The 26,250-nt window shown below is 59.1% G+C and carries 30 protein-coding genes; 17 read left to right on the top strand and 13 right to left on the bottom strand.

What is annotated here, in order from left to right:
- Positions 1-253 precede the first annotated feature (253 nt).
- Complete coding sequence (locus KGA88_RS21290; protein WP_110659818.1) at positions 254-1,474, bottom strand: CaiB/BaiF CoA transferase family protein; 1,221 nt, start codon at positions 1,472-1,474, stop codon at positions 254-256.
- A 13-nt stretch (positions 1,475-1,487) separates the two neighbouring features.
- Positions 1,488-2,669: an acyl-CoA dehydrogenase gene (locus KGA88_RS21285; RefSeq protein WP_223594109.1), complete on the bottom strand. Its 1,182-nt coding sequence runs from the start codon at positions 2,667-2,669 to the stop codon at positions 1,488-1,490.
- Positions 2,670-2,826: 157 nt separating this feature from the next.
- On the opposite strand from KGA88_RS21285, the gene KGA88_RS21280 reads away from it, so the two are divergent.
- The 11 genes from KGA88_RS21280 to KGA88_RS21230 all read left to right on the top strand — a co-directional run bounded on the left by KGA88_RS21280 (position 2,827) and on the right by KGA88_RS21230 (position 12,982).
- Positions 2,827-3,726, top strand: coding sequence for a LysR family transcriptional regulator (locus tag KGA88_RS21280; RefSeq protein ID WP_223594108.1), 900 nt, complete (start codon positions 2,827-2,829; stop codon positions 3,724-3,726).
- Between the two features lie 435 nt (positions 3,727-4,161).
- The gene (locus KGA88_RS21275; RefSeq protein WP_110659815.1) at positions 4,162-5,283 is read left to right on the top strand and encodes a Re/Si-specific NAD(P)(+) transhydrogenase subunit alpha; all 1,122 of its coding nucleotides are present in this window, start codon (positions 4,162-4,164) and stop codon (positions 5,281-5,283) included.
- An 11-nt stretch (positions 5,284-5,294) separates the two neighbouring features.
- Positions 5,295-5,645 (top strand): NAD(P) transhydrogenase subunit alpha, encoded by a 351-nt coding sequence (locus tag KGA88_RS21270; protein ID WP_053152987.1) that lies wholly within the window; start codon positions 5,295-5,297, stop codon positions 5,643-5,645.
- A complete protein-coding gene (locus KGA88_RS21265; protein WP_110659814.1) occupies positions 5,642-7,075 on the top strand; it encodes an NAD(P)(+) transhydrogenase (Re/Si-specific) subunit beta in 1,434 nt (477 codons plus the stop codon). The genes KGA88_RS21270 and KGA88_RS21265 overlap by 4 nt, the downstream gene beginning before the upstream one ends.
- Before the next feature lie 213 nt (positions 7,076-7,288).
- Positions 7,289-8,782, top strand: coding sequence for an acetyl-CoA hydrolase/transferase family protein (locus KGA88_RS21260; RefSeq protein WP_110659813.1), 1,494 nt, complete (start codon positions 7,289-7,291; stop codon positions 8,780-8,782).
- Between the two features lie 320 nt (positions 8,783-9,102).
- Positions 9,103-9,318 carry a DUF1127 domain-containing protein gene (locus KGA88_RS21255; RefSeq protein WP_007969750.1) on the top strand — a complete coding sequence of 72 codons (216 nt, stop codon included), beginning with the start codon at positions 9,103-9,105 and terminating at the stop codon, positions 9,316-9,318.
- 257 nt (positions 9,319-9,575) lie between these two features.
- Complete coding sequence (locus KGA88_RS21250; RefSeq protein ID WP_110659812.1) at positions 9,576-9,785, top strand: DUF1127 domain-containing protein; 210 nt, start codon at positions 9,576-9,578, stop codon at positions 9,783-9,785.
- Positions 9,786-9,930: 145 nt separating this feature from the next.
- A complete protein-coding gene (locus KGA88_RS21245; RefSeq protein ID WP_103397967.1) occupies positions 9,931-10,251 on the top strand; it encodes a DUF2388 domain-containing protein in 321 nt (106 codons plus the stop codon).
- 107 nt (positions 10,252-10,358) lie between these two features.
- Positions 10,359-10,676, top strand: a complete 318-nt coding sequence (locus KGA88_RS21240) for a DUF2388 domain-containing protein (RefSeq protein ID WP_223594107.1) — start codon at positions 10,359-10,361, stop codon at positions 10,674-10,676.
- 27 nt (positions 10,677-10,703) lie between these two features.
- Entirely contained in the window at positions 10,704-11,024 is a 321-nt protein-coding gene (locus tag KGA88_RS21235; RefSeq protein ID WP_103397965.1) for a DUF2388 domain-containing protein, read from the top strand.
- Positions 11,021-12,982: a DUF4105 domain-containing protein gene (locus KGA88_RS21230; protein ID WP_223594103.1), complete on the top strand. Its 1,962-nt coding sequence runs from the start codon at positions 11,021-11,023 to the stop codon at positions 12,980-12,982. Before KGA88_RS21235 ends, KGA88_RS21230 begins: the two co-directional genes overlap by 4 nt.
- Before the next feature lie 131 nt (positions 12,983-13,113).
- On the opposite strand, the gene KGA88_RS21225 is transcribed toward KGA88_RS21230, so the two are convergent.
- From KGA88_RS21225 to trpB, 3 genes are all read right to left on the bottom strand, one after another.
- Positions 13,114-13,545 (bottom strand): anti-virulence regulator CigR family protein, encoded by a 432-nt coding sequence (locus tag KGA88_RS21225; RefSeq protein ID WP_110660976.1) that lies wholly within the window; start codon positions 13,543-13,545, stop codon positions 13,114-13,116.
- Positions 13,546-13,666: 121 nt separating this feature from the next.
- The gene (trpA, locus tag KGA88_RS21220; RefSeq protein ID WP_090452353.1) at positions 13,667-14,479 is read right to left on the bottom strand and encodes a tryptophan synthase subunit alpha; all 813 of its coding nucleotides are present in this window, start codon (positions 14,477-14,479) and stop codon (positions 13,667-13,669) included.
- On the bottom strand, positions 14,479-15,714 hold the full coding sequence (trpB, locus tag KGA88_RS21215) for a tryptophan synthase subunit beta (RefSeq protein ID WP_110660975.1): 1,236 nt from the start codon (positions 15,712-15,714) through the stop codon (positions 14,479-14,481). Before trpB ends, trpA begins: the two co-directional genes overlap by 1 nt.
- Positions 15,715-15,838: 124 nt before the next feature.
- On the opposite strand from trpB, the gene KGA88_RS21210 reads away from it, so the two are divergent.
- On the top strand, positions 15,839-16,732 hold the full coding sequence (locus tag KGA88_RS21210) for a LysR family transcriptional regulator (protein ID WP_110660974.1): 894 nt from the start codon (positions 15,839-15,841) through the stop codon (positions 16,730-16,732).
- Here the strand turns inward: KGA88_RS21210 and KGA88_RS21205 are convergent.
- Complete coding sequence (locus tag KGA88_RS21205) at positions 16,729-17,052, bottom strand: YqjD family protein (RefSeq protein ID WP_104450433.1); 324 nt, start codon at positions 17,050-17,052, stop codon at positions 16,729-16,731. The genes KGA88_RS21210 and KGA88_RS21205 overlap by 4 nt on opposite strands.
- Before the next feature lie 157 nt (positions 17,053-17,209).
- Here KGA88_RS21205 and KGA88_RS21200 point away from each other — a divergent pair, with 157 nt between their 5' ends.
- Positions 17,210-17,425 carry a dodecin gene (locus KGA88_RS21200; RefSeq protein WP_110660973.1) on the top strand — a complete coding sequence of 72 codons (216 nt, stop codon included), beginning with the start codon at positions 17,210-17,212 and terminating at the stop codon, positions 17,423-17,425.
- A gap of 121 nt (positions 17,426-17,546) precedes the next feature.
- Positions 17,547-17,768, top strand: coding sequence for a DUF1161 domain-containing protein (locus KGA88_RS21195; RefSeq protein ID WP_110660972.1), 222 nt, complete (start codon positions 17,547-17,549; stop codon positions 17,766-17,768).
- Positions 17,769-17,986: 218 nt separating this feature from the next.
- Here KGA88_RS21195 and KGA88_RS21190 read toward each other — a convergent pair whose 3' ends face one another.
- Positions 17,987-18,988 carry an LLM class flavin-dependent oxidoreductase gene (locus KGA88_RS21190; RefSeq protein ID WP_110660971.1) on the bottom strand — a complete coding sequence of 334 codons (1,002 nt, stop codon included), beginning with the start codon at positions 18,986-18,988 and terminating at the stop codon, positions 17,987-17,989.
- A 239-nt stretch (positions 18,989-19,227) separates the two neighbouring features.
- Here KGA88_RS21190 and KGA88_RS21185 point away from each other — a divergent pair, with 239 nt between their 5' ends.
- On the top strand, positions 19,228-19,659 hold the full coding sequence (locus KGA88_RS21185) for an OsmC family protein (RefSeq protein ID WP_223594101.1): 432 nt from the start codon (positions 19,228-19,230) through the stop codon (positions 19,657-19,659).
- Between the two features lie 179 nt (positions 19,660-19,838).
- Entirely contained in the window at positions 19,839-20,072 is a 234-nt protein-coding gene (locus KGA88_RS21180; RefSeq protein WP_223594100.1) for a DUF1161 domain-containing protein, read from the top strand.
- 4 nt (positions 20,073-20,076) lie between these two features.
- Here the strand turns inward: KGA88_RS21180 and KGA88_RS21175 are convergent, their stop codons facing one another.
- Entirely contained in the window at positions 20,077-20,496 is a 420-nt protein-coding gene (locus KGA88_RS21175) for a hypothetical protein (protein WP_223594099.1), read from the bottom strand.
- A gap of 40 nt (positions 20,497-20,536) precedes the next feature.
- Positions 20,537-20,959, bottom strand: coding sequence for a hypothetical protein (locus KGA88_RS21170; RefSeq protein ID WP_223594098.1), 423 nt, complete (start codon positions 20,957-20,959; stop codon positions 20,537-20,539).
- Positions 20,960-21,018: 59 nt separating this feature from the next.
- On the opposite strand from KGA88_RS21170, the gene KGA88_RS21165 reads away from it, so the two are divergent.
- Entirely contained in the window at positions 21,019-22,116 is a 1,098-nt protein-coding gene (locus KGA88_RS21165; RefSeq protein WP_223594097.1) for an aminopeptidase, read from the top strand.
- Here the strand turns inward: KGA88_RS21165 and KGA88_RS21160 are convergent.
- The 4 genes from KGA88_RS21160 to KGA88_RS21145 all read right to left on the bottom strand — a co-directional run bounded on the left by KGA88_RS21160 (position 22,098) and on the right by KGA88_RS21145 (position 26,226).
- Complete coding sequence (locus KGA88_RS21160) at positions 22,098-23,327, bottom strand: nucleoside recognition domain-containing protein (RefSeq protein WP_223594096.1); 1,230 nt, start codon at positions 23,325-23,327, stop codon at positions 22,098-22,100. The genes KGA88_RS21165 and KGA88_RS21160 overlap by 19 nt on opposite strands.
- Before the next feature lie 204 nt (positions 23,328-23,531).
- Positions 23,532-24,863 (bottom strand): glutamate/aspartate:proton symporter GltP, encoded by a 1,332-nt coding sequence (gene gltP, locus KGA88_RS21155; protein WP_110662245.1) that lies wholly within the window; start codon positions 24,861-24,863, stop codon positions 23,532-23,534.
- 839 nt (positions 24,864-25,702) lie between these two features.
- Entirely contained in the window at positions 25,703-25,867 is a 165-nt protein-coding gene (locus KGA88_RS21150) for a DUF1328 domain-containing protein (protein WP_003177151.1), read from the bottom strand.
- A gap of 71 nt (positions 25,868-25,938) precedes the next feature.
- Positions 25,939-26,226 carry a hypothetical protein gene (locus tag KGA88_RS21145; protein WP_110662244.1) on the bottom strand — a complete coding sequence of 96 codons (288 nt, stop codon included), beginning with the start codon at positions 26,224-26,226 and terminating at the stop codon, positions 25,939-25,941.
- Between the last annotated feature and the right edge of the window lie 24 nt (positions 26,227-26,250).

Here is a 26,250-nt window from a genome sequence, read left to right as displayed (position 1 = left end):
AACACCTCTTTTTCAACTTCCTTTTGGCTTCGATGAACTGAAGCAACCTGCTGCCGAAAACTGCGTAACTCGTTGTTTACCAAGGAGTTTTCCGTTTCGACTGCGCCGGAAGTGGGGCGAATTATAGAGATCTGAAATCTGCCGTCAAGCACTGATTTAGGTTTTCTATCAATAAGCTGCAGAAAGCAGCAAAACACACCAAAGGGAGCCTATATAGAGGAGCCGAAACACTCCTCTATATAGAAGAGACCTATCAGAGAACGCCCGAAGCCTTGAATGCGGACACCATCCCGGCATCCAGGCCCAACACCCGCTGCAAAACCTCCAGCGTGTGCTCACCCAGCAGAGGAGGTGCAAAACGGTACTCCACCGGCGTCTCCGACAGGCGAATCGGGCTCGCCACCTGAGGCACCATGCCAGCCAGCGCATGTGGCAGCTCGATAGCCAAGCCGCGCGCCTTCACCTGAGGATCGGCAAACATCTGCGCCACGTCATTGATAGGCCCGCAAGGCACGCCAGCCTGCTCCAGCTGCGCCACCCATTCAGCAGTGGTCTTGAACACCGTAGCCTGGCGGATCAGCGGAATCAGTACAGCCCTGTTTGCCACCCGCAGCTTGTTGGTGGCAAAACGCGGATCGTCCGCCCAGTGCGGCTGCCCGGCCACTTCCGCGAACTTGCGGAACTGCCCATCGTTCCCGACGGTAAGGATGAAATCACCATCCGCCGTAGGAAAATCCTGATAGGGCACGATGTTCGGATGAGCATTACCCAGGCGTTTAGGCGCATTGCCTGTCGTCAGGTAGTTCATCGCCTGGTTGGCCAGGCAAGCCACCTGCACATCCAGCAGAGCCATGTCGATATGCTGACCACCGCCGTCGTGCTCCCGATGCGCAAGCGCAGCCAGGATCGCGACCGTCGAATACAGCCCGGTCAGGATGTCCGTCAGCGCCACGCCAACCTTCACCGGCCCCGCGCCTTCTTCGCCTTCAGGTCGCCCAGTCAGGCTCATGAGGCCGCCCAGCCCCTGGATCATGAAGTCATAACCCGCACGCTTGGCGTATGGACCGGTCTGGCCGAACCCGGTGATCGAGCAATAGATCAGATCCGGATTGATCGCCTTCAACGATTCGTAGTCCAGGCCATAAGCCGCCAGACCGCCGACCTTGAAGTTCTCGATCAGGATGTCCGACTTGGCCGCCAGCTCACGCACCAGCTTCTGCCCCTCAGGGCGAGTGAAGTCGATGGTGACTGACTGCTTGTTGCGATTGGCCGACAAGTAGTAGGCGGCCTCGCTGGTGTTCTCGCCATAAGCGTCTTTAAGGAACGGCGGCCCCCAGGCGCGCGTGTCATCGCCGTTACCGGGGCGCTCGACCTTGATCACTTCGGCCCCAAGATCGGCCAGGATCTGCCCGGCCCAAGGCCCGGCCAGTACCCGCGATAAATCCAGTACCCGCAGATGCGAAAGCGCGCCCATGGACGTTCTCCTATTAATAGAACGCCTGGATGCCGGTTTGCGCGCGACCGAGGATCAGTGCGTGGACGTCGTGTGTACCTTCATAGGTATTCACCACTTCGAGGTTCACCAGGTGGCGAGCGACACCGAACTCATCGGAGATGCCGTTGCCGCCCAACATATCGCGAGCCATGCGCGCGATGTCCAGGGACTTGCCGCACGAGTTGCGCTTCATCATCGAAGTGATTTCGACCGCCGCAGTACCTTCATCCTTCATACGACCCAGACGCAGGCAACCTTGCAGCGCCATGGTAATTTCGGTCTGCATGTCGGCCAGCTTCTTCTGGATCAACTGAGTGGCGGCCAATGGACGACCGAACTGTTGACGATCCAGGGCGTACTGGCGAGCGGTGTGCCAGCAGAACTCGGCTGCACCCAGCGCCCCCCAGGAGATGCCGTAACGCGCCGAGTTGAGGCAAGTGAAAGGACCTTTGAGGCCGCGCACATCCGGGAAGATGTTCTCTTCCGGCACGAACACGTTGTCCATGACGACTTCACCGGTGATCGATGCCCGCAGGCCAACCTTGCCGTGAATCGCCGGAGCGCTCAGGCCTTTCCAGCCTTTCTCCAGAACGAAGCCGCGGATGTCGCCGGCATCGTCCTTGGCCCAGACCACGAACACATCGGCGATGGGGCTGTTGGTGATCCACATCTTGCTGCCAGTGAGGCTGTAGCCGCCTTCGACTTTGCGCGCACGACTGATCATCGCGCCTGGGTCGGAACCGTGGTTAGGCTCGGTCAGACCGAAGCAACCGATCCACTCGCCCGAGGCCAGTTTCGGCAGGTACTTCTGCTTCTGCGCTTCGGTGCCGAATTCATTGATTGGCACCATTACCAGCGAGGACTGCACGCTCATCATCGAGCGATAGCCGGAGTCGATACGTTCGACTTCACGGGCAATCAGGCCGTAGCTGACGTAGTTCAGGCCACTGCCACCGTACTGCTCGGGGATGGTTGCACCCAACAGACCCACTTCGCCCATTTCGCGGAAGATCGCCGGATCGGTCTTCTCATGGCGGAAAGCTTCAAGAATGCGCGGCGCAAGGCTCTGCTGAGCGAACTGCGCAGCCGTGTCGCGAATCATGCGCTCCTCTTCAGTGAGCTGTTGATCCAGCAGCAGGGGATCGATCCAGTTGAAGCTAGCTTTACCGCCCATGAGTGTGTCCTCTCGAATCGGGTCAAATAACGTGGACTGATCCTAGGCCCGGTTCGGCGTTACGGCAAACGAGGATTTCGCATACTGTTGTGCTAATTTCTCACTCCGAAACGTCGCAGAAGAGCTTTTATGCGATGTATTAGTGAGGTTGACGTACATGCGCAGGAAGATACCCAGTACCACCGCCCTGATCAGCTTCGAGGCAGCGGCGCGCCACGAGAGCTTTACCAAGGCCGCCCAGGAACTGTCGCTGACCCAAGGGGCGATATGCCGACAGATCGCCAGCCTTGAAGAGTTCCTCGGCGTAGAACTGTTCCGACGCTCGCGGCGCGGAGTGAAGCTGACGGAGGCCGGGCTTTCCTACAGCCGTCGGGTCGCCACTCAGCTCGACGCGGTCGAGCGAGACACCTTGTCGGTCATGGGCCAGCAGGGCGCCAACGTGATCGAGTTGGCCGTAGTTCCGACCTTCGGCACCCAATGGCTGCTGCCGCGACTCAAGGACTTCCAGCAAAAGCATCCGGAAGTGACGGTCAACCTGACCAACCGCACGCGCCCGTTCCTGTTCGCCGACACTGATTTTGATGCCGCCATCTACTTCGGTGATGCGGATTGGTCGGGCACAGAGTCCCACAGGCTGATGGGTGAAAATCCGATGCCCGTTTGCAGCCCCAACCTGCTCGGAAACAAGAGCAGTCTGACGCCCGGTGAAATCGCCGATTTACCCCTTCTGCAACAAACCACTCGCCCTTATGCCTGGCGCCAATGGTTCGACTCCCAACACCTGAACGTACCCAGAGACATGACAGGCCCACGCTACGAGCTATTCTCAATGCTCGCCCAAGCAGCCATGCACGACATGGGCATTGCCCTGATACCGCCGTTCCTGATTCAAAGGGAGCTCAAAGAAAAACGCCTGGTGATCGCCAACCCGCAAGCACTGTCCAGCATCAAGGCTTATTACCTGATGATTCCCGAGCGAAAGGTTGAATCCGCGTCTTTAAGGGCATTTCGTGACTGGCTGGTAAATCAGGCGCACAGCTACAGCCTAGAGGGATAAAGGCTCACCGCCATTACTTGACCTCGTAGTCAGCAAAAAATAAGCCCTACAGATATAAGTATTTGTCGCATAGCGACAAACTGTATCGAGAAGCCGTACAAACGTACCACAAGCGCCTGACCACGCGGCTTTGCGCCACTATTTCGAAGCGATGCCGCATCATTCATACGGCCGATGTGTAAATTCTTCAATTTCGGCCAGAATCCTTGTAAAGCACGGTCCGCAAGGGATTGAGCCGGTTGGTTGCGACATTCGGTCACGGGGTGACTTGTAGTTAATTTTCCGTCACCCGTCATAATCCCTTGAAGGGCACAAAGTTCGCCTGCAAAATGCCGCGCCCCGCCCTGATTTGGCGGGATCGTGCTGATCGGCCGCCCCAGCCGCACCATCCGTAGTGCATGGGTTTACTCAATAAGATCACGCAGGAGATTTGACGTGCACATTGGTGTTCCTCTCGAAACCCAGACCGGTGAAACACGGGTTGCTGCAACCCCGGAAACCATCAAGAAGCTGATCGGCCAGGGCCATAAGGTCACTGTACAAAGCGGCGCCGGCATTAATGCCAGCGTTGTCGACAGTGCCTATGAAGCGGCAGGCGCAACCATTGGCAGCGCCAATGACGCGTTTGGCGCAGAGCTGGTTTTGAAGGTGGTCGCCCCCAGCGACAGCGAGCTGGCGCTGATTAAAAGCGGCACCGTTGTGGTGGGGATGCTCAACCCGTTCAGCAATGAAACCATCGCCAAAATGGCCGAGTGCGGCATTACCGCCTTCGCCCTGGAAGCCGCCCCCCGCACTTCCCGTGCGCAGAGCCTGGACGTGCTGTCGTCGCAAGCCAACATCGCCGGCTATAAAGCCGTGTTGCTGGCCGCGCACTACTACCCGCGCTTCATGCCGATGCTGATGACCGCTGCTGGTACCGTAAAGGCCGCTCGCGTGCTGATTCTCGGCGCTGGCGTGGCCGGTTTGCAGGCCATCGCTACGGCGAAACGCCTGGGTGCGGTGATCGAAGCGTCTGACGTGCGTCCTGCGGTAAAAGAGCAGATCGAATCCCTCGGCGCCAAGTTCGTCGACGTGCCTTACGAGACAGATGAAGAGCGTGAATGCGCCGTCGGTGTCGGCGGTTACGCCCGCCCGATGCCGGCCAGTTGGATGCAGCGTCAGGCCCTGGCCGTGCACGAGCGCGCCAAACAGGCTGACATCGTCATCACCACCGCGCTGATTCCCGGCCGCAAGGCACCGACGCTGCTCAGCGCGGAAACCGTGGCCCAGATGAAGCCGGGCTCGGTGGTCATCGACCTCGCGGCCGCCCAGGGCGGCAACTGCCCGCTGACCGTGGCCGATCAGGTGGTCGTCGAAAATGGCGTTACCATCGTTGGCCCGACCAACCTGGCCGGCGCCGTGGCGGCTGACGCTTCGGCGCTGTATGCCCGCAACCTGCTGGACTTCATGAAACTGTTGTTCGATAAAGAAGGACAACTGGTGATCAACCTTGAAGACGACATCGTCGCCGCGTGCCTGATGTGCCGCGACGGCCAGATCGTGCGCAAGAACGGCTGAGGATAAAAACAATGGAAGACATGCTGATCTCTCACGGTATCTACAACCTGATCATCTTCGTGCTGGCCATCTATGTTGGCTACCACGTGGTCTGGAACGTGACACCTGCACTGCACACGCCACTGATGGCGGTGACCAACGCCATTTCCGCCATTGTGATCGTCGGCGCCATGCTCGCCGCCGCCCTCACCGTGACCCCGTTGGGCAAGACCATGGGCACCCTGGCCGTGGCCCTGGCCGCCGTCAACGTGTTTGGTGGCTTCCTGGTGACCCGGCGCATGCTGGAAATGTTCAAGAAGAAAGCTGCCAAGGCTCCGGCTGCCAAGGCCGAAGCAGTCAAGGCTGAGGTGCAGCAAGCATGAGCATGAACCTGGTTACTTCCCTGTATTTGATCGCCTCGGTCTGCTTCATCCAGGCGCTCAAGGGCCTTTCGCACCCCACCACGTCGCGTCGCGGCAACCTGTTCGGCATGCTCGGCATGGGCCTGGCGATTCTCACCACGGTCGGCCTGATCTACAAGTTGGGTGCCGAACTTGCCCACGACGGTATCGTCTACGTGATCGTCGGCCTGCTGATCGGCGGCACCGCCGGTTCGATCATGGCCAAACGCGTTGAAATGACCAAGATGCCCGAACTGGTCGCCTTCATGCACAGCATGATCGGCCTGGCCGCGGTGTTCATCGCCATCGCGGCGGTCGTCGAGCCGCAGTCGCTGGGTATCGTTGCGCAACTGGGTGATGCGATCCCGGCCGGTAACCGCCTGGAACTGTTCCTCGGTGCCGCCATTGGTGCGATCACCTTCTCCGGTTCGGTCATCGCCTTCGGCAAGCTGTCGGGCAAGTACAAGTTCCGCCTGTTCCAGGGCGCACCGGTACAGTTCACCGGCCAACACAAACTGAACCTGTTGCTGGGCGTGGCCACACTGGCGCTGGGCATCACCTTCATGCTGACCGGCGACCTCAACGCCTTCGCCTTGATGCTGGCCCTGGCCTTCATCATGGGTGTGCTGATCATCATCCCGATCGGTGGCGCGGACATGCCAGTGGTCGTGTCGATGCTCAACAGCTACTCCGGCTGGGCGGCAGCGGGTATCGGCTTCTCGCTGAACAACTCGATGCTGATCATCGCCGGTTCGCTGGTAGGCTCAAGCGGTGCGATCCTCTCGTACATCATGTGCAAGGCGATGAACCGCTCCTTCTTTAATGTACTGCTCGGCGGTTTCGGCAATACAGCCGACGCAGGCCCTGCAGGCGCCAAGGAAGCCCGCCCGGTGAAATCCGGTTCGGCTGACGATGCGACCTTCCTGCTGACCAACGCCGACACCGTGATCATCGTTCCGGGCTATGGCCTGGCGGTCGCACGGGCGCAGCATGCGCTGAAGGAACTGACCGAGAAGCTGACCCATCGCGGCGTCACCGTGAAGTACGCGATCCACCCGGTGGCCGGTCGTATGCCGGGCCATATGAACGTATTGCTGGCCGAGGCCGAAGTGCCTTACGACCAGGTGTTCGAGATGGAAGACATCAACTCCGAGTTCGGCCAGGCCGACGTGGTGCTGGTGTTGGGTGCCAACGACGTGGTCAACCCGGCCGCGAAGAACGATCCGAAATCGCCGATTGCCGGCATGCCTATCCTCGAAGCGTTCAAGGCCAAGACCATCATCGTCAACAAGCGCTCGATGGCCAGCGGCTATGCCGGGCTGGACAACGAACTGTTCTACCTGGACAAAACCATGATGGTGTTCGGTGACGCTAAAAAGGTCATCGAGGACATGGTCAAAGCCGTCGACTAACCCTCTGCGGCACACAGAACGCCCCGACTCGTCGGGGCGTTTTTGTTTGCGAAAATCGTCGGACAAACTATTCTTTTGTTACCGATCCGGTAACGGTGTTTTGCTTGAAAGGCCCGGAATAGACGCCTCGATTGCGACCTTGGTAGCGGGACAGAAGCCGGCGCAATTCACTAGACTGCACGTCCTGCTACCTGTTGCCCGAGATAACAATCCATGTACCGTGACCGTATTCGCCTGCCTTCGTTGTTGGACAAAGTGATGAGCGCTGCCGACGCCGCCGCCATGATTGAAGACGGCATGACCGTCGGCATGAGTGGTTTTACTCGCGCTGGCGAAGCCAAGGCCGTTCCCCAGGCGCTGGCCGAACGCGCCAAGGTCACGCCGCTGAAGATCAGCCTGATGACTGGCGCAAGCCTGGGCAACGACCTCGACAAGCAGCTGACCGAAGCTGGCGTGCTGTCGCGACGCATGCCGTTTCAGGTCGACAGCACCCTGCGCAAGGCGATCAACGCCGGTGAAGTCATGTTCATCGACCAGCACTTGTCGGAAACCGTGGAGCAATTGCGCAACCAGCAATTGAAACTGCCGGACATTGCCGTGATTGAAGCCGTCGCGATCACCGAGCAAGGGCATATCGTGCCAACCACCTCGGTAGGCAACTCGGCCAGCTTCGCGATTTTCGCCAAGCACGTGATCGTCGAGATCAACATGGCGCACAACCCGAACCTCGAAGGTTTGCACGACATCTACATTCCGACCTATCGTCCAACCCGAACCCCGATTCCATTGGTCAAGGTGGATGACCGCATCGGCAGCACCGCCATCCCGATTCCAGCGGAAAAAATCGTCGCCATCGTGGTCACCAACCAGGCTGACTCCCCCTCCACGGTGCTGGCACCGGACGCCGAGACCCAGGCCATTGCCGACCACCTGATCGACTTCTTCAAGCAGGAAGTGGCAGCCGGGCGCATGACCAACAAGCTCGGCCCGCTGCAAGCCGGTATCGGTACCATCGCCAACTCGGTGATGTGTGGCCTGATCGACTCGCCGTTCGAAGACCTGACGATGTATTCCGAGGTGCTGCAAGACTCGACCTTCGACCTGATCGACGCTGGCAAGCTGAGCTTTGCTTCCGGCAGCTCGATCACCCTGTCGAGCCGGCGTAATGCCGATGTGTTCGGCAATCTGGAGCGCTACAAGGACAAGCTGGTTCTGCGCCCGCAGGAGATTTCCAACCACCCTGAAGTCGTGCGTCGCCTGGGCATCATCGGCATCAACACCGCCCTGGAGTTCGACATCTATGGCAACGTCAACTCCACTCACGTCTGCGGCACGCGGATGATGAACGGCATCGGTGGCTCGGGCGACTTCGCGCGCAACGCGCACCTGTCCGTGTTCGTGACCAAGTCGATCGCCAAGGGCGGTGCGATCTCCAGCGTGGTGCCGATGGTCAGCCATGTTGACCACACCGAACATGACGTCGACATCCTCGTGACCGAAGTGGGCCTGGCAGACTTGCGAGGCCTGGCGCCGCGGGAGCGCGCCCGGATCATCATCGACAAGTGCGTGCACCCGGATTACCGCCAGGCGCTGAATGATTACTTCACTGCCGCATGCGCCATCGGCGGACACACCCCACACATCCTGCGTGACGCCCTCAGCTGGCACATAAACCTGGAAGAAACCGGGCAAATGCTGAAGAAGTAATTGGTACAGAAAGCAGCTGGCGCAAACACAGTTTCGTCAGCTTGCTCTTGCCCTTCTCGCGATATGAAAAAAACTGTACTGCTGTACTGGTCATTTCCTACGGGAAACTCCCACCAAATCGAGCCAAAACTGCATTTTTGCACTTAAATAGTGCAGACAAGTACAGTTGCCTCAATTTCGACCAGTACACCCCCTATAAACAGTTAACTGAGCTCTCACAATACAGATGAACTGTATCTACAGAGGCTAGGCAAACAAGAGGATCATGGGCACCAGTTAAACCACTACCTAATCCCGCCACAAGCGGAAGGATGACCACCATGGAACGTACACTCAGTTCCGATCTGTTCTTCGAAGACACTGCTGCAAAAACCCAGGCTTCCCTGCCTCTGCGCGTTATCGCCAACCTGATGCTGTGGCAGCGCCGCATCACCAGCCGCCATCAATTGGCTCGCTTGGATTCGCGTCTGCTGGCTGACGCCGGGATTAGCGAAGCACAACGCTACGAAGAGCTGAGCAAGCCGTTCTGGCGCTAAGTTAGCGTCGCTGGCTCTGACCTTAAGGTCCACCGCCAGCAACCCGAATTGAAAAAACAAAACCCGTCGTGGGAAACCACGACGGGTTTTGTCGTTTTGGCCTGTCGATTCTGCACTTACAGTAGGGGAATCTCGATACCAGTACAGTTTGCACAATATGCAAACTGGATGAGTACAATATCACTGCAGTGTGTCTGTAACAGATATTCGGCGGGTGTCAGCATGGAGCTCTTCACTTATCGGACAGGGACCGTGCCATGAAAAACCTACAGGATTGTTCCATTCCTTCAGCTCAAGCGAGACCTTGCCTGCGCTGGCTTCGAGGGCTGCCGAAGGGACTCTTCGCTGGCCTGGAAAGGGCGAGAACGCGACGCTTGCTGGCTCAACTCGATGATCGTCAGCTAGCGGATCTGGGTATCAGCCACGCCGACCGTAGCAATGAATTGGACAAACCGTTCTGGCGCTGACTTCCTGCTTGCAGGGTCGGGACTGTTCGAACTGACACATACAGGCCTAATATCACTCCAGAACGTGGCGAACGCCGAGTGCCTGGCGTCTGACTTTGCAGACACTGCGCCATATTTCAATTGGTCTACCCAAAGGAGTTACCCCATGTCCCGACTTCGCCTGCTTAGCGCTGCGGCCCTGTTTGCCGTGGCTGCCAGTGCCCAAGCCACCAGCTTCATCGTGACCACGGATGCGGTTGTCAACGCGCTCAAAGCCACGTCTGATGCGACCACCAACATCGTCTCGTCGTCGTTCAAGGATGACAAGATCGTCCTCGCCGCCCGTGACGACGCCGCCAGCTTCGTCGCTACCGAAGGCTCCATCCGCGGTGTGAAGCTGGAAAGCGCCCTCGACCACATTCGCCACAAGGCGCCGCAACTGAGTGCAACAGACGCACAGCTGGCCCAGGCGATCCTGACGATCTAATCGGCTATACAGACATGGGGCACGCCAGGCGTGTCCCAATGTTTCAGCGCTGGCTCTAGACCGGCCCTTGCGCTAGCCTTGGGACTCATTTTCAACTGTCGAGTCTCATGCGTTTTCCTTCCAGCCTCTTGATCACTCCAGTCTTTCTCGCCCTTGGTTACTGCGGATCGGCCCACGCTTTTGACGCCTTCAACCTGTCCACCCAAGGCACCGTTGCCAGTGGTTACGCCACAAGCCTCGTGACCTCCGCCCCCTTCGACCATAAACTACTGCTCGCCGCCCATGATGACGCCGCGGCATTCATTGCCAGTGACGGCCAGTTGCGAGGCGCACGGCTGGAGTCGGCCCTGCGGTATCTGCGCCGAACCCACGCAAAACTTCATGCCAGCGACCTTGAACTGGCACAAGCAATTCTCGTCCAATAGTTATCCCTGTTTCTCTGGAGTCGTTCCATGCGTAATCCGCTGATTGCCGCCACCTTAGGCCTGCTGCTGTTGGCTGATGTGACCCAGGCACATACTCTGGTTGCCACCAGTAACATTCTGATCCGTGCTACCCAGCGCACCCTCGATTTCACGTCCGACACCACCACGTCCATCCGCGACTCGAAAATCGTGCGCGAAGCTCAGGACGACGCCGCCAGTTTCGTTGCCAGCAATGGCGACATTCGTGGCGCTCACCTGGAATCCGCTTTCGACTTGCTGCGCACCCGCGTGCCGGAAGCCCGCGACGCCAGTGATCAGGATCTCGCCGAAGCCATCCTCGCACTGTGAGGCGTCCAGGCGCCTGGCTGCTGGCCGGAGCCCTGTTGCTGCTTGGCAACACGGCCCACGCAGGCCTTCAATTACAGCTCAAGACCGAAGGCCTGACTCCCGCGCAACAGCAAGCCAGCCAGGCCCTGCTCGATGAAGCCATGCAGGCGCTGCCGCCACGCTTCATCGAGCAGTTGGACCGACGTATCGTCGTCGGCTGGACCGATGACATGCCGCGCAATGCCTACGGCCAGGCATCATTGGTGTCCGAGCTCGATCTGAACCGCAACCTGCTCGCCGGACTCACCGATGGCAGCGCCGCGAGCAAAAAAACCCATCGCCCCCATGGCACCGTTCGCCGGGAAATGCTGGCCACTGTGTTGCACGAACTGACTCACATCTACGACCGCTCGCGCCTGTGGCAGGATGCCGAGCGCAAGCTGATTCAGAGCTGCACCCGGCGCAGCAACAGCTCGGGGCTGGTGGGCATTCCCGATCAATGTCGGGGCCAGTCCGATCGGCGGTTTACCCTCAGTGACGATCCGCGCCTGCTCGACCTCGCCGGCTGGCAACAATACGTAGGCCGTCGCGGTGAGCGCGAACAGCACAATCGCCAGATTGCCCGTAGTCCGGATATCTACGAGACCAGCAGCCCAAAGGAATTCGTCGCGGTCAACATGGAGTACTTCCTCCTCGACCCGAGCTACGCTTGCCGTCGCCCTGCGCTGTACCGCTACTACAAGGAACATTTCGGCTGGGCGCCCGCCGCCAAGGACTCCTGCAGCAAGACCTTCGCCTTCCTGAATGCCGGCAACGACTTCGCCAAGACACCTTTGGCCCAGATCGATCCGGAACGGGTCTATGCCGTCGACTACCTGCTCGCCGAGGCCAACCAGAACCTGTTCAGCCGCTGGGGCCACAGCATGTTGCGCCTGGTGATCTGCGCACCGGGCCGTCCCCGTGGCCCGGATTGTCGCCTGGACCTGGACCAGCACCTGGTGCTGTCGTACCGCGCCTTCGTCGGCGACGTACAACTGTCGAGCTGGGATGGCCTGGTCGGCAAATACCCGTCTCGGCTGTTTATCCTGCCGCTGTCCCAGGTCATCGACGAATACACCAAGACTGAGCTGCGCAGCCTCGCCTCTGTACCGCTGAACCTCTCGCGCACAGAGATTGAGGAGATGGTGGGACGTGCCGCCGAGATGCACTGGAGTTACGACGGCAACTACTTCTTCCTGTCCAACAACTGCGCGGTGGAAGAACTGAAACTGCTGCGCGGCGGGACCAACAACCCGCAATTGGTTGGACTCGACAACATCATGCCCAACGGTTTGCTGGAAGTGCTCAAGGGCCGAGGCCTGGCGGATACCAGCGTGCTGGATGATCCCAAGGAAGCGCTGCGACTGGGCTACCGCTTCGACTCCTTCCGCGATCGCTATCAGGCCATGTTTGAAGTGCTGAAAAAGCACTTGCCGGTCAAACAGGAAAACGTTGAAGACTGGCTCGACTTGAAAGCCGCGGAGCGTCGGCAATGGTTCGACCAGGCCGATTTGCGCACCAGTGCGGCGTTGCTTCTGCTGGAACAAGCGAGCTTCCGTCGGCAGCTGCTGCTGGCTCAGGATGAAGTGAAACAGCGATACCTGGGCGCCCGAGAGCTGAAGAATGGCGGCATGGACAAGGCCAACGAGACGCTCAAGGACATTCTCGCCAACAGTGGCTTCCTCAGCCGTCCGGCGGAACTGCTGGGCACTAACGGTTATGGCTTGCCGCAGGTGAGCGAGTGGAAGCATCTGGAAGCGGAAAGCAGCCAGCGCCAGCAACAGCTCCTGGCGCTGTCCGGGGATCTGGACAAGGAAGTGAGGGCGTTGCTCGATCCGAGCCGTGCCGCCGAAATGGCCGCCAACGAGGCCAACATGAAACAGATTGGTGAGCACCTGCGCAAACTGCACAAGGCAGCCGGCGGGTTAGAGCTGCCCTGATCCATAACCTGTGGGAGCGGGCTTGCTCGCGAAAGCGGTGTATCAGTCAACATCGATGTTGAAGCTGATGGCCTATTCGCGAGCAAGCCCGCTCCTACAGGGATTCAGTGTTCAGCCCACTGACTGGCCCGTCAGTACAGAACCCCCTGCAAGACCTCATAGACAATCCCGGTTCCCGCCGCGATCAGCACAACGTCCGCGCCCGCACGGCGCCATTCGTAGCCCGGGTAATACGGCAACCGGCTCAACGCACGGTTATCCAGCCGTTCGCCGTAATAGCCACGAGGCAACGGCCTGCCACGCACCACGATGACACCCGGCGGTGGCGGTGCGCCGCGGACGAAATAACCGTGATTGTCGTGGATCGTCTGGCGAACAGGAGCGAAGTCCCGTGGTGGAGGCCCGCCACGATGGTTGTCCTGTGGCCCCCGGTGATCATCGCCGTGATAGTCACCATGGTTATCGTAATGGCCGTGATCGTCGTGTTGATCGGCATTGGCATGCAGGGTCGCTCCGAGCAGCAGCACACCGACGCTGGCAATCAGGCGTTTCGACATTTTCATCTGGTCTTTCCTCACAACACACACAGCAAAAAGGGCTTCAGAACGTAGTCCTGAAGCCCTCGGTCTTGCTGTTTAGTCTGTGCCGCGAGGCTCTAATTCCTCTGTATCAGGAACTTTACCTTCAGCTGACGCGGGCTTTACGCACGCCATCGGCCAACGCCGAGCACAGGCTCAGCACGCCATCCACGGCTTGTTCCGGGGAGGTCGCATTGGCGATGTGATCGATCAACGCCGAGCCCACCACAACACCATCGGCCAGACGCGCGATGGACGCCGCCTGTTCCGGAGTGCGGATACCAAAACCGATGCTGATCGGCAGGTCGGTATGGCGACGCAGACGGGCGACCGCTTCCTCGACGTGTTCCAGCGTGGCGGCGCCGGCGCCGGTCACACCGGCCACCGAGACGTAGTAGACGAAGCCGGAGCTGCCGTTGAGGACGGTTGGCAGGCGCACGTCGTCGGTGGTTGGCGTGGTCAGGCGAATGAAGTCCAGGCCCGCTGCCTGCGCCGGATCGCACAGCTCGCCGTTATGTTCAGGCGGCAGGTCGACCACGATCAGGCCATCAACACCGGCCTCCTTGGCTTCGGCGATGAAGCGCGGCACACCGTACATGTGGATCGGGTTGAAGTACCCCATCAGCACCAGCGGCGTTTCGTTGTTGTCCTGGCGGAACTCGCGAACCATTTGCAGGGTTTTCGCCAGGTTCTGCTTGGCACCCAGCGCACGGATGTTGGCGAGCTGGATGGCCGGGCCGTCAGCCATCGGGTCGGTGAAGGGCATGCCCAGTTCGATCACGTCGGCACCAGCCGCCGGCAAGCCCTTGAGGATTGCCAGGGACGTGTCGTAGCCAGGGTCACCGGCGGTCACGAAGGTCACCAGGGCGGCGCGGTTCTGTTCCTTGAGTTCGGCAAAACGCGTTTGCAGGCGGCTCATCAGTGTTTCTCCTGCTTTGCTGGCTCTTGTAGAGAGTTTTCCATGTGGTGCATCACGGTCTGCATGTCTTTGTCGCCACGGCCGGACAGGTTGACCACCATCAAGTGATCTTTTGGCAGGCTCGGTGCGCGCTTGAACACCTCAGCCAGGGCATGGGCGCTTTCCAGGGCAGGGATGATCCCTTCCAGGCGGCAGCACTGGTGGAATGCAGCGAGGGCTTCGTCGTCGGTCACAGAGGTGTACTGAACACGGCCGATGTCATGCAACCAGGCGTGTTCCGGGCCGATGCCCGGGTAGTCCAGGCCAGCGGAGATCGAGTGGGCGTCGATGATCTGGCCATCGTCGTCCTGCAGCAGGAAGGTGCGGTTGCCGTGCAGCACGCCTGGAACGCCGCCATTCAGGCTGGCCGCATGCTTGCCGGTCTCGATGCCGTAGCCGGCGGCTTCAACGCCGATGATCTCGACACTCTTGTCGTCGAGGAACGGGTGGAACAGGCCCATGGCGTTGGAACCACCGCCAATGCACGCCACCAGGCTGTCTGGCAGACGACCTTCCTGGGCTTGCAGCTGTTCACGGGTTTCCTTGCCGATCACGGCCTGGAAGTCGCGGACCATCGCCGGGTAAGGGTGCGGACCGGCCACGGTGCCGATCAGGTAGAAGGTGCTGTCGACGTTGGTTACCCAGTCACGCAGGGCTTCGTTCATCGCGTCTTTCAGCGTGCCGGTGCCGGCTACCACCGGGATTACCTCGGCGCCCAGCAACTTCATGCGGAACACGTTGGCCTGCTGACGTTCGATGTCAGTGGTGCCCATGTAGATCACGCAATCCAGACCGAAACGCGCAGCGACGGTGGCCGTGGCCACACCGTGCATGCCGGCGCCAGTCTCGGCGATGATGCGTTTCTTGCCCATGCGCCGCGCCAGCAGGATCTGGCCGATGCAGTTGTTGATCTTGTGCGCGCCGGTGTGGTTCAGCTCTTCGCGCTTGAGGTAGATCTTCGCGCCGCCACAGAACTCGGTCAGACGCTCGGCGAAGTACAGCGGGCTTGGACGTCCGACGTAGTCGCGCTGGAAGTAGGCCAGTTCTTCCTTGAATGCAGGATCTTCCTTGGCCAGTTCATATTCGCGGGCCAGGTCGAGGATCAACGGCATCAGGGTTTCGGCAACGTAGCGGCCACCGAACGCGCCAAACAGGCCGTTGGCGTCAGGGCCGTTGCGCAGATTAGTCTGGGTCATGGGGCGCTCCAGTTGAATGCATGAAGTAGTGCGTAAAGAGAGAGTGGGGTTCACTCTACCCCTGACGCCCCGAACTGAAAACCGATAAGATCGCCACAACCTGTCAGGAAAACTCACAGATCAAATGAGCCATGACCTTCCTCCGCTGAACGCGCTTCGCGCCTTCGAAGCCACTGCCCGCTTGAACAGCGTCAGTCAGGCCGCCGAGCAGCTCCACGTCACCCATGGCGCGGTCAGCCGGCAATTGAAAGTGCTGGAGGAGCACCTGGGGGTTAGCCTGTTCATCAAGGACGGGCGCGGCCTGAAACTCACAGATGCCGGGTTGCGGCTGCGTGACGCCAGCAGCGAGGCCTTCGAGCGCCTGCGCAACGTTTGCGCCGAACTCACACAAAGCACGGCCGATGCACCATTCGTGCTCGGTTGTTCGGGAAGCCTGCTGGCGCGATGGTTTATCCCGCGACTGGGGAGGCTCAACGCTGACCTGCCGGACTTGCGCCTGCACCTGTCAGCCGGAGAAGGTGACCTCGATCCAAGAAGGCCGGGGCTGGATGCCTTGCTGGTTTTCGCCGAACCACCCTGGCCCGCGGACATGCAGGTTTTTGAGCTGGCCAGCGAGCGCATCGGTCCGGTCCTGAGCCCGCGGTTCGCCGGCTATGAACGGCTCAAGGACGCACCGGACGCTGCACTGCTGAGCGAACCCTTGCTGCACACCACCTCGCGCCCGCAAGCCTGGCCAAGCTGGGCGCAACCTCGCGGCCTCGACGCCAGGGCGTTGAAGTACGGCCAGGGGTTCGAACATTTGTATTATTTGCTCGAAGCCGCCGTCGCGGGCCTGGGTGTGGCGATTGCGCCCGAACCCCTGGTGACGGAAGACTTGAAGGCTGGCCGCCTGGTTGCACCCTGGGGCTTCAGTGAAACCCCGGCACAACTGGCGTTGTGGCTACCCAAGCGCGCCGCGGACGGGCGCGCCCGGCAACTGGCGCAGTGGCTCAAGAACGAGCTGCGGCGAGCGGATTAATCACGCTTGCACAACAGATAAGCGGCCAGCAGGCCCAATGCGCCCACGGCGACACCGGCTGTTGTCCAGGGGTGTTCCTGGGCGTAGTCCCGGGTGGCAATCCCGGTTTCGCGGGTTTTCACCTTGACCTCTTCATAGGCATCGGCAAGCAGATGGCGTGAGTGCTTCAAGGCATTCTCGGCGTTGCTTTTCAGGGTCTTGAGGGTTTTACGCGACTCGTCCGAGGCGTCGTCCTTCAGGTTTTCCAAAGACTTGAGCAGACTCTCGATCTCCGCTTCCATGCTTTGCAATGAGGCTTTGCGTAACGAAGTGTTGGCCATGGTGGCTCTCCTGCATAAGTGATGAGTGGCGTGTGATGGTTGGGACTTCGTGGGTTCGAGAAAGTGCAGAAAATCTGAACTTCGCACTGAGGACGGCCAACAGAAGAAATCGGAAAAATCACTGCTAGGCTGTAATTCATACGCCAAGGAGAACGCCATGTCTGACCATCACACCTACAAGAAAGTCGAGCTGATCGGCTCGTCCACCAGCAGTATCGAAGATGCGATCAACAACGCGCTGGCCGAAGCCAGCAAAAGCATCAAGCACATGGAATGGTTTGAAGTGACCGAGACCCGCGGGCACATCAGGGACGGCAAGGCTGCGCACTTTCAAGTTACCTTGAAAGTAGGATTCCGGATTGCCAGCAGCTGACTTTGCGCTAGTCTTCTGAACTTGCACGCCGGCCAAATGCCATAGGGAATGGCAAAACGCTGCATGAGTGCGTCCGGCTGATGGCTGGTTACCCCTATGATCCGACCAGGGAATGCAACCGATGAAGAAGTTTATGTTGGCGGTAGGTTTGTTGAGCATTGCGGGGAGCGCATTGGCGGGTGGCAAGCCATGCGAAGAGTTGAAAGCCGAAATCGCAGCGAAACTTGATGCGAAGGGCGTTTCCGGTTATTCGCTGGAGATTGTCAATAAAGGTGCCGCTGCCGGCGGGAAAGTCGTTGGTAAATGCGAAGCGGGCGCCAAAGTGATCGTCTATAAAAAATAGGCTGATTCTCGCCTGAATGAAAAAGCCGACGCTCTGGCGCCGGCTTTTTTATGCCTTTCACTGGTTTGGAGGCCCCCTCATCGTCGACTCGGGCACGACCCCTGGTAGGAGCTGGCTTGCCAGCGATGGTCGTTAACGATAACGCGTATGATCTGGATAAACGCGGCGCACTTGAGCCCATCGCCGGCAAGCCGGCTCCTACAGTTTCCCGTGAAGTATCAGCCCCGCATGACCTGCGCCAGCAGCTCGTAGGAATGCACGCGATCCGAATGTTCGTACAGGTCACAGGTGAAAATCAGCTCGTCTGCCTGGGTCTGTTCGATCAGGACCTCGAGCTTGGCGCGGATTTTCTGCGGGCTGCCGATCATGGCCAGGCCAAGAAAATCATGCACGGCCTCTTTCTCATGGGGCAGCCACAGGCCGTCCATGGTCTTCACTGGCGGACGCTGTACCAGGCTTTGGCCACGCATCAGGGCGAGAATCCGCTGGAATACCGAAGTTGCCAGGTAATCGGCCTGCTCATCGGTATCGGCTGCCACCAATGGCACACCGAGCATCACGTAGGGTTTGTCCAAAACGGCTGACGGCTTGAAGTGATTGCGGTAGACCCGAATCGCTTCATGCATGAAGCGCGGCGCGAAATGCGAAGCGAAGGCGTAGGGCAAACCGCGTTCGCCCGCCAGCTGTGCGCTGAACAGGCTCGACCCCAACAACCAGACCGGCACATTGGTCCCGGTTCCCGGCATGGCGATGATGCGTTGATCCGGGGTCCGTGGCCCGAGGTAGCGCACCAGTTCCGCCACATCTTCCGGGAAGTCGTCGGCGCTGCCGGAGCGTTCACGGCGCAACGCACGTGCGGTCATTTGATCGGAACCGGGCGCGCGTCCCAGGCCCAGGTCGATCCGGCCCGGATAGAGGCTTTCCAGGGTGCCGAACTGTTCGGCGATCACCAGCGGTGCGTGGTTGGGCAACATCACCCCGCCCGAACCGACTCGAATGGTCGACGTACCGCCGGCCAGGTAACCGAGCAGCACAGAAGTCGCGGAGCTGGCGATGCCGTCCATGTTGTGGTGTTCAGCCACCCAGAAGCGGTTGTAACCGAACTTCTCGACGTGCTGCGCCAGGTCCAGCGAGTTGCGCAGCGACTGGGCCGCGCTGCCGTTCTCGCGCACAGGCACCAGATCGAGGGTCGAGAACTTGATATCGGACAGTCGTTTCATAAACCTGCTTCTCCAATTGAGGGCGCAGGTTTGTTCTTGCGAACGCAAACCTGCCAAATCCAAAAGCCTGTTCATGCAATGTGGGCATATACCCGAGATTCAATAGCCAGGTAAAAAATCCCGCGAAAAAAGCAGATTGATCGGACGAGGTGAACTTTGCCCCGCCGTCTATCCTCACAACCCTGACAATCAAAAACCACGAAGGCGCGACGATTCGCGTCGCTCTTGAGGAGACAGGCATGGCTATCGTGAAGAAAGCATCGGCCCATTGGGAAGGTGATCTGAAAACGGGTATCGGCTCGATTTCCACAGAAACCGGCGTACTCCGGGAAGCGCCCTACGGTTTCAAGGCACGCTTCGAAGGCGGCCGGGGCACCAACCCCGAAGAGTTGATCGGCGCGGCCCACGCCGGCTGTTTCTCAATGGCGTTTTCGATGATTCTCGGTGATGCCGGCCTGAAGGCCGATAGCATCGATACCCAGGCAGAAGTCACTCTGGATCAAGTGGACGGCGGCTTTGCGATCACCGCAGTGAAATTGATCCTGAAAGCGAAAATCCCCGGGGCAACCCAGGCGAAGTTCGAAGAACTCAGCAACAAGGCCAAAGAGGGTTGTCCGGTATCCAAGGTGCTGAATGCGAAGATCAGCCTGGAGGCAACATTGGTCAGCTAGATTTTCGTTGAAAACAAAAGATCGCAGCCCTGCGCAACCTGCCGGATCACTCGGTAAAGATTTCTCAAGACTGCGATCTTTTTTGCGTCGCGACAGACTTGCCCGCTAAAACTGTGGTCGAATAAATGACAGCAGCGAAAACCCATGACTGTATGTGCTGCTTCAAAGGAGCTTCAACCATGAAACGTTTTGCCCTGGCGGTTATCTGTTGCGCACTGGCCACTTCGGCCCTCGCGGCACCAAAACCCTGCGAAGAACTCAAGGCCGAGATCGAAGCCAAGATCCAGGCCAGCGGCGTCACTTCCTACACACTTGAAATCGTCAGCAATGACGAAGTGCACGACCAGAACATGGTCGTTGGCTCGTGCGAAAACGGCACCAAGAAGATCATCTACCAGAAGAACGATCGCTGATACCTCACATCAGGCAGTAGGATTCCCGATCTTCCGCGAGGATCTCGCGCTTGGCGTTGTACAGCCGGGCACCGGGGACCATTGCAATGGAACGGCCTTCGAGCACATATCGCTGGCCGGCTTCGAAATGATCGTAATTGATGGTCAGGTAGCACAGCCGTTCAGAGGGGCCGCTCATCATGCCCAATCCGCCACCGGGTACTTCAAAGTCGAAACGGACGATCAGCTCGTGGCTACCGGGCGTGACTTCGAAAAAACGCCCGTCACGCAGGCGTTGTTTATCCAGTCGTTCGGCCATCAACAATTTGTCGTTAGGGAAGGGCGTAGAGAATTCGACCCAGGCCATTTGTGGATTAGGTATCGGCATCGGGCTCTGGCAGCCCGCGACAACACCGGCGGCGAGTAACAGCATCAACCTGCGCATGATGGATGTCCCAAGGGATGTGCATCCAGCATAACGCCGATCAGGTGTGTTGACAGCCCGCGGGCGTGCCTTGGCCAATCACTTTGCGCTGTTGATCGTAGAGTTTCGCCCAAGGCCGAAAACCGATGTTCCCCGCCTGAAGCTCATAACGCTCGCCCGCGTTGAAGTCGTTGAATTTCACGTTCAACTGGCAATCGCGCCACAACGGCTCGGCGTCAGGGCCGATGTTGGTGGGCTGGACCGAGAACTGGTAACGGACCGTCAACTCATGGCCTCCGGGTTGGACCTGGAAATAACGTTTATCGTCGATGGCCTTGTCATCGACCTCCAGTGCCTGCAACGCGGTATCTTCTTGCTTCGAGTCCAGGTCGATCCAGGCTTGCGCAGGATCATGGCGGGGTATTCCGAAACCGGCACAGCCGGTCAGCAACAGCAGGCTTGCTGTCAGTATCATCGTGCGCATAGCGGAGCTCCAGTCTGGCGGGATAGTCTTGTGGAAAGACTCTCCAAGGAAGAATTATTGTGATCAGGCCGCTTCCTAGCCTTGGGTTACTTGATCGCGTTTTTCGCGTTTTGTTTCCGGGTGTGTTGTTTTTGTTGCTCAACGGTTGCGCCAGCGTCAGCTACTACAACCAACTGGCCAGTGGCCAACTGCAGTTGCTGCGGGCGAGGGAGCCGGTTTCCAGCGTGGTTGCCGACCCGACGCGCGACCAAAACCTGCGCACACACCTTGAGCAATCGCAAAAGGCCCGAGCGTTCGCCAGCCAGCAATTGCGCCTGCCGGATAACCAGAGTTACCGCTTGTACGCGGACATTGGCCGCCCCTTCGTGGTCTGGAATGTTTTCGTCACGCCAGAGTTTTCCCTCAAGCCCGTAAACCACTGCTTCCCCATTGCCGGTTGCGTGGCCTACCGTGGTTACTACAGCCAGAGCGCAGCCCGCGGCGAAGCGGCATTGCAACGCTTGCAGGGCATGGACGTGTCGATTGGCGGAGTCGAGGCCTATTCGACACTCGGCTGGTTCAACGACCCGATCATCAGTTCGATGATGGGCTGGGGGGATGAGCGACTGGCCACATTGATCTTTCACGAGTTGGCCCATCAGCGTTTCTATGTGAAGGACGACACGGAGTTCAACGAATCCTTCGCCACCTTCGTCGAGCAGGAAGGTACTCGCCAATGGCGCGCCTACCGCCACCTGCCACCGGATAACAATGCGCCAGCGCGCCAGCGCGACCAGTTCACCGAGCTGGTGCTGGAAACCCGTGCCCGCCTGGAAAAGCTCTACGCCTTGCCATTGCCAACCGAGCAAATGCGCCAGCGCAAAGTGGCCGAATTCGAGCGCTTGCGCAGCGACTATCGGCAGATGCGCGACCGTCAGTGGGCGGGAGACAAACGCTACGACGCCTGGATCCATGCCCCCATGAACAATGCCCGGCTATTGCCGTTTGGCTTGTACGATCAATGGGTGCCGGCATTTTCCGTGCTGTTCCAGCAGATGGATGGCAACTGGCCGCAGTTTTACGCGGCCGTGGAGAAACTTGGCGCATTACCCATGGACCAGCGCAAATCAGCACTGAAAGCGTTGGCTGATGGCGCCGATCAACCAAAGAACCAGTAGCAAACCCCGATTGCCCCCAGTACCCCGGCAAACTCCGCCAGCAATGCACAACCGACTGCATGGCGAGCGCGCTGGATGCCCACGGCACCGAAGTACACCGCCAGGACATAAAACGTCGTTTCGGTACTGCCCTGGACCGTCGCCGCCACCAGCGCCGGGAAGCTGTCCACGCCAGAGGTCTTCATGGTTTCAATCAGCATTGCCCGGGCGGCGCTACCCGAGAAAGGCTTGACCATCGCCGTCGGCAGCGCATCGACGAAGCGCGTGTCCCAACCGGCCCACGCCACCAGATGACGAATCCCGTCCAGACCGAAATCCAGCGCCCCGGAGGCTCGCAGAACGCCCACCGCGCAGAGCATCGCCACCAGATAGGGCAGCAGATTTTTGGCGACGTCGAAACCCTCTTTGGCGCCTTCGACGAAGGCCTCGTAGACCTTCACCTTGCGCAGCGCGCCGATCAGTAAAAACAGCATGATCAGGCCAAACAGCGTCAGGTTGCCGAGGATCGATGACAGCCCGGCCAGCGCGGTCGCCGAAAGGGTCGCCAGCAATGCCATGAAACCACCGAGGACGAGGGCGCCGGGGATCAGGTAGGCCAGCACCACGGGGTCCCAGATGCGCAGGCGCTGCATGAACGCCACCGACAGGAAGCCGACAATGGTCGAGCAACTGGTCGCCAGCAGGATCGGCAGGAACACCAGCGTCGGGTCCGGCGCGCCTTGCTGGGCGCGATACATGAAGATCGTCACCGGCAGCAGGGTCAGCGAAGAGGCGTTGAGCACCAGGAACAGGATCTGTGCGTTGCTGGCGATGGTGGCGCTGGGATTGAGTTCCTGCAGCGCCTTCATGGCCTTGAGGCCGATCGGCGTGGCGGCGTTGTCCAGACCGAGGCCGTTGGCGGCGAAGTTCAGGGTGATCAGGCCGATGGCCGGATGACCCGCCGGGACTTCTGGCATCAGGCGCAGAAACAGTGGCCCCAGGGCCTTGGCCAACCATTCGACGATCCCGGCTTTCTCGGCAATGCGCAGAAAACCCAGCCAGAGGGTGAGGGTGCCGAACAGCAGCACCATGACTTCGACCGACAGCTTGGCCATGGCGAAAATGCTCTCCACCATCGCCGCGAATATCCCGGCGTTACCACCGATCAGCCACTGCGCCAGCGCCGAAACGGCAGCCACGATGAAAAAGCCAAGCCACAGGCCATTGAGCATCAGTCAAATCCCCCAAAAGATCCGCGAATGATAGCGGGGTGGCCAGAAACGACAAACCCCGGATTTCTCCGGGGTTTGTTTGTTACTGCCTGCACAATTCCTATGTGGGAGCGGGCTTGCTCGCGAATGCGGTGTGTCATTCAGCATCGAACCGGCTGACATGACGCCTTCGCGAGCAAGCCCGCTCCCACAAGGGGTAATGCATCAGCTCTTGGAAACTTCACCCGCCGGCAGTTTTTCCTTGCTGCGCCAGTGCGGCAGGGAGTTCCAGTAGCGCTGGCCCTTGGCGTCGTCGTACATGCCTTCCCAACGAGCGATAACCAGGACAGCCAGGGCGTTACCGATCACATTCAGTGCGGTACGGGCCATGTCCATGACGCGGTCGACACCGGCGATGAACGCCAGTCCTTCCAGTGGAATACCGACGCTGCCGAGGGTGGCCAGCAGTACCACGAAGGAGACGCCCGGTACGCCGGCGATGCCTTTGGAGGTGACCATCAGGGTCAGCACCAGCAGCAGTTGCTGGCTGATCGACAGGTCGATGCCATACAGCTGGGCAATAAAGATTGCCGCGATGCTTTGATACAGGGTCGAACCGTCGAGGTTGAACGAGTAACCGGTTGGCACCACGAAGCTGCAAATGGCTTTCGGCGCACCGTAGGCTTCCATTTTCTCGATCACGCGCGGCAGCACGGTTTCGGAACTGGCGGTGGAGTAGGCCAGTACCAGCTCATCCTTGAAGATGCGCATCAGCTTGATCACCGAGAAGCCGAACAGACGAGCGATCAGGCCCAGGACCACGAAAGCGAAGAAGGCGATGGCGACGTAAACCAGGATCACCAGTTTGGCCAACGGTATCAGCGACGCGAAGCCGAAGTTGGCCACGGTCACCGCGATCAGTGCGAACACGCCGATCGGGGCGTAGTTCATGATCATGTGAGTGACCTTGAACATGCTTTCCGATACGCCCTGGAACATCTTCACCAGCGGTTCGCGCAGGTCCGCCTGCAGGCTCGACAAACCGAGACCGAACAGTACAGAGAAGAAGATGATCGGCAGCATTTCGCCGCGAACCATGGCCGCGAAGATGTTCGACGGGATCAGGTTGAGGATGGTTTCGATGAACGCGTGTTCATGCTGAACCTCGGCCGCCGTGGCCTGGTACTTGGAAATGTCCACAGTACCCAGGGTGCTCATGTCGATGCCGGCACCCGGATGGAACAGGTTGGCCAGCAGCAGACCGACCACGATAGCGATGGTGGTGACGATCTCGAAGTAAATGATGGTCTTGAGGCCGATGCGCCCAAGCTTCTTGGCGTCACCGACGCCTGCAATGCCGACGATCAGGGAGGAGATGACGATCGGGATCACGATCATCTTGATCAGACGGATAAAGATATCGCCTGCCGGTTGCAGGACGTTGCTGATCCACCAGGCTTTTTCGGCACTGAAATGGTTGAGCAGCGCACCGATTGCAATCCCCAATACCAGACCGATGAGGATCTGCCAGGCGAGGCTAAGCTTTGCCTTCTTCATATCTTTACCCTTACTTGCGTTTGACTCAGGGAGATGCGCGAACTGGAACGCTTATGGCGAAAAAGTCTAGTGCATCTGCCCCCGTATAAGGTGCCCCGGAGCGCTTGGTTATGGCTCTCTGGCAGGCGAAAAAAGGCGCAACTATTCCGATGCAAGGAAGCGCCGTCTAATGCCGTAAACGCCTACCCTATGCCGAATCGGCATGAGGTTTTTTTAGCGAAACGCGCGTCCCAACCGGTTCGAATACGACATTTCGGCAGGCATAAGTGCCGTGAACCGGCCATCACAGAGCAGATTGAATGTTTTTTGAGCAGTGGCCGAGCGTTGATTTTTCAGCAAAATCGCGCAGGACGAAGCGAAAAATAGCGGCCAAAGAAAGGTGATTTTTCTCGATATACGGTCACTGGTGAAACACCAGGAAAAGCATTTTTCGGCATAACAAGGGTAAGGAAGCGAGAACACTGATGAAACCGAGGCGAGTGCTCTATTTCAATGTGTTGCGTAATCAAGCCCTTCGCAAGCCCGTCGAGCCATGGCGGTCCGGCGAACTTGCGCAGCGGCTTTTCCTGACCCGGCCCTCACGCAGGTACTCCCTGTACCCGTAGGTCACTCCGCCCCTGAATCAGGCAGAACGTCCCGACCCCTTGGTCATGCGCCAGCCTTCCTCAGGTGACGCAGGTGGAAAGAGGCGGTTTGGCCTCCTTCATGTACAAATTCAAATGTTCTATCAACAAGTCCTGCATACAGTGATCAGGCTTGTCGGGGAAACGCTGTCCGGCATGCCTGGCACTACCGCCCAACAGCAGGGCGGCTGCCAGTGTCTTGAAAACCCTCTCCTGTCAGCCTCGACCGCGACGGCCGAAGAAGAAGGAGGCAATGAACATCACCAGGAACACGACAAACAGAATCTTGGCGATACCCGTGGCGGTGCCCGCGATACCACCGAAGCCCAGAACAGCGGCGATGATGGCGATAATCAGGAATGTGATTGCCCAGCTCAACATGGTGATTCTCCTTACGCTTCTGTTTAGAGGTGCTGCGTTTCCCGGCGCATCGGCTGCGGCGGAATTTTTGCCTAGAACACCCAACGCTCTTGATGACGTGTCTCACCCACAGGCCCGGCCTGGTCGACATCCAACATGCGCATTGGGGTGCTATCGGCCTGACCGCTGCTGACAGCGCTGAAATGGGTTTGGGTTGGATGCAAAATCAACGGGCCTGACGCTTCTGGCTGCTGACTCTGCTCCCAGCGCAGAAACTGTTGGCCGCCGATCAGAGTGATCAATAGCGCCAGCACAGCAAACAGTCCTTGCTGGATATGTACAGGCGAGAGGTGCAGGTGGGCGGCACGTTGACGGTTCATCCTGGAGCTCCTACCACTCGGGTC

It is taken from the genome of Pseudomonas sp. A-R-19, from assembly GCF_019956575.1.
Taxonomy (GTDB): domain Bacteria; phylum Pseudomonadota; class Gammaproteobacteria; order Pseudomonadales; family Pseudomonadaceae; genus Aquipseudomonas.
Note: the sequence above shows the minus strand (reverse complement) of the source record. Positions and strands in the feature narration are given on the sequence as shown.